General features: G+C 57.9%; 7 protein-coding genes and 1 pseudogene. All 8 read left to right on the top strand.

Features of this window, described 5'->3' with window-relative positions:
* A partial coding sequence (locus tag FEM54_RS34095) for a hypothetical protein (RefSeq protein WP_171045878.1) occupies window positions 1–734 on the top strand: 734 nt, incomplete at its 5' end.
* A 109-nt stretch (window positions 735–843) separates the two neighbouring features.
* A complete protein-coding gene (locus FEM54_RS21665) occupies window positions 844–1,056 on the top strand; it encodes a helix-turn-helix transcriptional regulator (protein ID WP_138452922.1) in 213 nt (70 codons plus the stop codon).
* 5 nt (window positions 1,057–1,061) lie between these two features.
* Window positions 1,062–1,922, top strand: coding sequence for a ParA family protein (locus tag FEM54_RS21670; protein WP_138452924.1), 861 nt, complete (start codon window positions 1,062–1,064; stop codon window positions 1,920–1,922).
* 13 nt (window positions 1,923–1,935) lie between these two features.
* Complete coding sequence (locus FEM54_RS21675) at window positions 1,936–3,366, top strand: ParB family protein (RefSeq protein WP_138452926.1); 1,431 nt, start codon at window positions 1,936–1,938, stop codon at window positions 3,364–3,366.
* The gene (locus tag FEM54_RS21680; protein WP_138452928.1) at window positions 3,360–3,920 is read left to right on the top strand and encodes a DUF2857 domain-containing protein; all 561 of its coding nucleotides are present in this window, start codon (window positions 3,360–3,362) and stop codon (window positions 3,918–3,920) included. Before FEM54_RS21675 ends, FEM54_RS21680 begins: the two co-directional genes overlap by 7 nt.
* A gap of 3 nt (window positions 3,921–3,923) precedes the next feature.
* Window positions 3,924–4,961 (top strand): STY4528 family pathogenicity island replication protein, encoded by a 1,038-nt coding sequence (locus FEM54_RS21685; protein ID WP_138452930.1) that lies wholly within the window; start codon window positions 3,924–3,926, stop codon window positions 4,959–4,961.
* 141 nt (window positions 4,962–5,102) lie between these two features.
* Window positions 5,103–5,759: pseudogene (locus tag FEM54_RS21690) on the top strand (PFL_4669 family integrating conjugative element protein); the annotation flags it as partial.
* Window positions 5,760–5,778: 19 nt separating this feature from the next.
* Window positions 5,779–6,306 carry a DUF3158 family protein gene (locus tag FEM54_RS21695; RefSeq protein ID WP_240792779.1) on the top strand — a complete coding sequence of 176 codons (528 nt, stop codon included), beginning with the start codon at window positions 5,779–5,781 and terminating at the stop codon, window positions 6,304–6,306.
* Window positions 6,307–6,315: the final 9 nt, after the last annotated feature.

Here is a 6,315-nt window from a genome sequence, read left to right on the forward strand (position 1 = left end):
GTGAGCTTTCGTATAAGCCGTTCTATCACTTGGCTGAAGCGGTGATTAGATGGTGCGGTCTGCTGGAATACGAAGCAGAAATCCTGCATACCTATTTGCACGCCCCGCATACTTTCAGGTCTACCTATCCTCAATGGCCATGCCTTCATCTAAACCTGGAAAAGCTGTTTGATGCGGTGATGAACAATGACCTGCCTTATGGGTCGCTGGGTGTCATGGTGAAAGCTAGTATCCACGTACCTCCTGAATTTCTGACCGTGCGTCACGCCGACTTGAAGGCGTGGATGGTACGGCACTACCCCGATCAAAAACCGCCGTTCCTGTTTGACGAGATTGAGCGCTCTACTCACACGGCGATCAGCACTGAGGCATTCCACATTTTGCAGGCTGAGCGGGACGCGTTGCGCGTACAGCTCAACGAATTACAAACCAGCCTCCAATCAATGCAGGAGCAACACATTGCTACCGTCACGGAGCGTGACCGTCTGTTAAGGCTGGTCAACGATGAGAAGCCGCTAACTGAGCGCACTCAGCGCGGCTATGAATGTGTAATCGGCGCAATGTTGCAAGTTATCTTTGGGAGCTCTCCGGCAGGTCGGCGCTATTCAGTGTTCGAAAGCCAAGAGTCCCTGGCGACCGCTATTATTGCCCATAGCGGCGAGCTCTTTGGCATCAGCAAACGCAGCCTCGATACCAAATTCGCCGCGGCTCGGCGTCGCTTGAAAGACCCCTAAGGCCATTGCAACTGCAGCTTTGCAATCGCTGTTGCGATGACAACCGGACCACCCTGCCCTTCACTGCTCCTACCTGGCCTCGAACAACGGCCACTACGGAGCGATCACAATGCACAACGAATACACATCGACAGCCAGTGAACGTCGCATCCTGCGCCGTGAAGAAGTCGAACGCATCACCGGCTTTAAACGGTCTCATCTCTATAACCTGATGAAGGAAGGCCGATTTCCGACAGCCAAACGCATCGGGTTGCGTGCAGTTGGCTGGGACTCCGAAGAAATCAACGTTTGGATCAGCGAACGTCTCGCTGAACAGCGGTGATCGCCATGCGCGTATGGGCGATTGGCGGGACCAAGGGCGGCGTGGGCAAAACCACGGTAGCTGCCAACCTGGGCGGCATCGCGGCCGATGCGGGCTTGCGGGTGTTGCTGTTGGATCTGGATATTCAACCGACGCTTTCCAGTTACTTCAAGCTGGAGTGGCGAGCGCCCTGTGGCACTTATGAGCTGTTGGCATTTAACGAGTCACGGCTTGATGAGCTGATTTGCCACACGCGGATCCGGCACCTGGACCTGGTGCTGTCCAATGATGACCAAAACCAGCTCAACACCCTGTTGCTGCATGCGCCTGATGGTCGTTTGCGCCTGCGTAATCTGCTGTCGGTGTTCAGCCCCTATTACGATCTGATGTTGATCGATACTCAGGGGGCTCGCAGTGTATTGCTGGAGATGGCGATCCTGGCGTCTGATGCGGTGCTTTCGCCGGTGATGCCGGAGATCCTGGCTGCTCGGGAATTGCAGCGCGGCACATTGAAATTGATGAGTGATCTTGCGCCGTATCAATACCTGGGCATCCCGCGCCCGCCGCTGCACATTTTGATCAATCGTGTGCATCCGGTCTCGGCTAATGCGCGGTTGATTCAGCAAACCCTGCGCCAGGTGTTTTTCGGGCAACGGGACATCCGGGTGCTCAACACCGTTATACCGGCGCTTGAAGCCTACCCTCGGGCCGCCATGCAGTGGCAGGCAGTGCATCGAGTGGAGACGCGCTGCCCGGCAGGCAGATTGGCGCCGGCTGCGTTGGACACCATGCGTTCTCTTGCCTGCGAGCTCTTCCCGCAGTGGCGGTACCGCTTCGAGGGCGTCTCGGGAAAAAAGTACGGGCGTTTTGGCCATGCCGACGTTTGAGGAGATTCAGGCTATGGCTGAACAGTTACAGGTGCCTGGCTTTGCCAGGGGCGAGACGTCGCAAGCGGCGATGAGTGATCCCATTGCAGATACGCCGATGGTGGTGACATTGGACCATTTGCAGGCTTACTCGCTGGATCCGCGAATCACTCGCAACCCGCGCTTTGAGCAGCTAAAAGCCTCCATTCGCGAACGGGGTCTGGACACGCCACCCTCTATCACACGGAGGCCTGGCGAGACGTGTTTTATGATCCGCTCAGGCGGCAATACGCGCTTGGCGATCCTGGGAGAATTATGGGAGGAGACTCGGGATGAACGCTTCTTTCGCATCCCCTGCCTGTTTCGCCCCTGGACAGCCCGAGGTGAAATCGTCGCGCTGACAGGCCATCTGGCTGAAAGCGAATTGCATAGCCGTTTGACCTTTATCGAGCGCGCGCTGGGCATTGAAAAGTCTCGTGAGTTGTACGAGCAAGAGCTGCAGCGTGGGTTATCGCAGTCTGAGTTGGCGCGGTTGCTGTGTGCCGATGGCTATCCGATTCAGCAGTCACATATCAGTCGGATGCAGGAGGCCGTGCAGTTCCTGTTACCGGCGATTCCAAGGATTTTGTATGGTGGGCTGGGACGCCATCAGGTGGAGCGGTTGGCAACGCTGCGTAAGGCGGCAGAACGTACCTGGGTGCAATATGCCCAAGATTTTGGGCAGGAAGAGCGTTTCTCAGCCTTGTTTCATGAAGTGCTCGCCATGTTTGATAGCGAACCTGAGTGCTTCCTGCTTTCCCGCCTGCAAGATGAACTGGTCGGACAAATGGCTGAGCAGTTAGCGATCGATTACGACACGCTGAACCTGGATATCTCCATCGCTGGCAACCGTCAGTTGGCGCTCACGCAGGATCTGGCAACACCTGAGCCGCTGCATGATCCGGTGACTTTGCCCTCAGTTGCTCCCATCCCCGTTTCTACCCCTCAACCACAGGAACAACCATCAGCGCCCATCGTCACTGAACGGCTGGCCGCTATTCAGAATTTGCTGGTTGAAGAGGCCGACCCGCAAGAATCTGTTCAGCCTTCGGTCCCTGTACATACCGATGGGCTCTACCCAATCAACGATCTCTGGCGCATCGACCCAAGCCTGGACACGCCCCATCGGTTGAGAATCCACATTGCCCAGTTTGCGCGAGAGATTGCCAACGCCGCTGGTCTCGAAAACAGCCTGCACACTGTCGAGCAGGGCTATGGATTTTTGTGCAGCGCGGACCGTCCTGCCGGCACCAAGGACTCGCTGGCGTTGCTGCACGCCTTGGTTACACCCAATACAGCGGTCGAACCCCATGAGCTGCTGATCCAGCCGGGCCTTCAGGATGAGGACTTGATCAAACTGTTCCGCCTGATCCGCCTGGCCCGACGACTGCACCAGATCGAAACTCCAGGGAGGGCGCCGTGCTGATCCCTCATCCTCTCAATCAAGCAGTTATCGTTCAGGCCCTGCATGACCTGCGTAACGGTCAACTTCGCCGCTGCAAAGCCATGGGTTTCAGCGACAGTAACCTGGCAGCACTCAAGCAACCAGCGTTAGTCAGCCTGTTGCTTAATTCTCAAGCGCCCTGGTGCACCGTCACGGTTAATCACGCCGTGATTGAGCGCATCCTGCGCCAGGCCGACAACACCGCCCAGGAAGTGGCGAACGTCGACCGTATGCTGCGCCTTGGAGCAAGCACCGAGATGGTTTGTGATTTCTACGGTCTCACTCACCAGGAAATTGCTCTGCGCCGGGACATTCTCGGTCTGCCCAAACGCAAAGGCCGCCACCCGGTGCTCACCGAAGATCAGGAGTTAGCGCTGTGGCATCAATGGAAACCCCAAGTCGATGCCCGCTCCATCGCACTAACTGATGAACAAGCTTTGCTGGCGCTGGCGCTCGACCTGGCTGAGCAGCTTGGCCACCCTGCTTCGGTGATCTGGGCCGCCGGGCGCAGCTGGATCGAGCAGCAGTTGGTGTAATCCATGTGCCCTCGCGAACCGCCGAGCGCAAGCCCCTCTACACGCGACAGCTTTCTGTACAGCGGCAACCGCCATGAAACCGTACCGCGCGCGCTGTTTCTGGATATCCGCCTCACACCGCTGGAACGCAATGCCTGGCAAATCATTCGACTGCAGTTGCTCGACAATGCCACTGCGGTATTCCCGTCCTACGAACAGCTGCGCCCCTTCCTGGCGTCCATGCCCTGCGGTGCCAAAGCCTCCCACGAGACCATCGCAAAAGCCCTGACGATGTTGCGGCTTTCACGCTGGCTAAGCCTGGTGCAACGGCGCCGCGACGCCAAAACCGGGCGTTTGCAAGGTAACCTCTATGTGCTGCATGACGAACCGCTCACGCCGTTTGAGACGCTGCAACTGGACCCCGAATACCTCGATCTGGTCAGCCATGCGCTGAACCATCTCAGCAAGGCCGTTCAATGCGTCGCGATTCAGGTGCTGAAGGAAATCAGCGACGACCCACTACTCCAGGGCAAGCTGCTGCCCACGCGGGTGCAGTTGCTGATGCGGCGTGTAGACCTCCAATCCGAAGTAGGTGAAGACGCCCTGCTTCGGATTCAGGCAGTCCCTGCTTCGGAATCCGAAGTGGGCAGCAAACCCACCTCCCAGCACTGTCTTCGGATTCCGAAGCAGGACAGTACCGTAAGTACAAAAGCAAAGAAAAAACTACGTACTAACGCGACTGTCCTCCATTGGCCCAGCCTCTTCACCGCGCTCAAACCGGCGCAACAATCAGCGGCGCGCATGGCGCTGGGCCAAGTCGACGCTGATTTGCAGCAGGCGGTATTGGATGAGTGGAATACGCGCTGCCTTCACCAGCAGGTGCATAACCCTGCGGGTTACCTGTTTGGCATTATTCAAAAAGCGCTAAAGGGCGAATTTACGCCTTGGGCTGCGCCCTCCTCTCCAGCTTGCACGGCGCCTGAACATGTACTCCGCGAGCCTGAAGTGGCCGAAGCACATATGGCCGAATTACGCGCCCTCCTGCGCCTACGAAACCGCTGATTATCCCCCGGGGATAGCACCAATCAGCGCCAATGACTTCCACAGATAAAACCGGTGCCCCCCCCCCGCCTATTGGCCACTGACAGCCTTCTGCACACTTCTCAAGCTACCGGTTCCTAATCTCAGTGAGCGTTGGCAACCATGGACAACGACCAGCCCCCGATCCTCGGCGCATTGCGCAGCAGCATGGAGTTGACCCTCCACACCCACCAGGCCTCACGCATCTGGCAAGGGCGCCCACCCTCTAACGGTCGCCCCGGCATCATCGGCCTGAATGGCTTCATCATGATCATGAACAAAATGAAGCGCGGCGCCGAACAAGACGATCCGTATTCTGACGCCTGGATGCTGCGCATCGAACAGAAGTTACGTGATACCAAAGCACAGCTGCACGCCCTGTGCGAACAGGTCGACCAGACCCTCGCCGACGTGCCACCGCAACTGCACCTGGGCGAGAACTGCAACCTGCACCCAATCAACCTGCCGCTGTTGATCAATGCGCAACTGGGTTTCAAGGCCGTCTACCTGCTGGCCGACTTCGACAACCTGGCGCGCCGCTTGATCCTCGCCCACCACACCGCCCTGATCGACCGCAGCACCCTGGAGCGCTGGCTCAACGAAGGCGCCCATGCGTTGCGCAGCCTATTCAGCCTGGCGCAAAAATACCGTTACTCGGGTAGCCGGCGCAGTGACTTTGCAGCCAACAATGCCATTGCGCGTGCCGCACGCGAGAAGTTTGGCGAATTGCCGCAAGACATTCTGGAAGGCACTCGACGCTCGCAGTTTGCGCCAACCATTGTTTCATTCGACTCCAGTGATACTGACTTGGAGAACCCATCATGACCCGGTCTACTTCAAATCACTGGAACCGACGGACTACCGCCCCCTGGAACAGACCGCCTACCTAAAAGGCCTTTTACAGCCTTTTAAAGGTAAGGGGAGCCTGGAGATCTGGGCCACCGACTGTGCACGGCTACGGGATCAACTGATCGCACTGGCTGCGCAGAAGACCCTGGCGCAGGCGACGGCCTACCCCTTCAATCGGTTGCCCATCCAATTGGCCCAGCAGGCAACCAGTGCGGGGACGACCTTTCTGCGCTGGCGCAACCTGGATCGCAGCGCGATGGGCGTCACGTTGTGGGAGCAATTGATAAGCAACGAGGCCACACCGGGTGTGCTGATCGACGACCTCTACGCCCTGGAACTGCAGCGCATCGTCCTCAACATGCAAATCAGTCTGAGCCACACCCTCTCCCGCCAAGCCTTCGACTGCGCGCAGAAGATGGCACGGGCGGAATCGGCGTATCTGCAACGCACCAATCGACCTGTTGAACCCGAGGAGTAACCTCATGAG

The sequence above is a fragment of the Pseudomonas edaphica genome (genome assembly GCF_005863185.1).
Lineage (GTDB): Bacteria > Pseudomonadota > Gammaproteobacteria > Pseudomonadales > Pseudomonadaceae > Aquipseudomonas > Aquipseudomonas edaphica.

Excerpts from the sequence above, each read along its gene's own strand:
- FEM54_RS21665 (WP_138452922.1), top strand. The coding sequence starts at position 844 with ATGCACAACGAATACACATCGACAGCCAGTGAACGTCGCATCCTGCGC.
- FEM54_RS21670 (WP_138452924.1), top strand. The coding sequence starts at position 1,062 with ATGCGCGTATGGGCGATTGGCGGGACCAAGGGCGGCGTGGGCAAAACC.
- FEM54_RS21675 (WP_138452926.1), top strand. The coding sequence starts at position 1,936 with ATGGCTGAACAGTTACAGGTGCCTGGCTTTGCCAGGGGCGAGACGTCG.
- FEM54_RS21685 (WP_138452930.1), top strand. The coding sequence starts at position 3,924 with ATGTGCCCTCGCGAACCGCCGAGCGCAAGCCCCTCTACACGCGACAGC.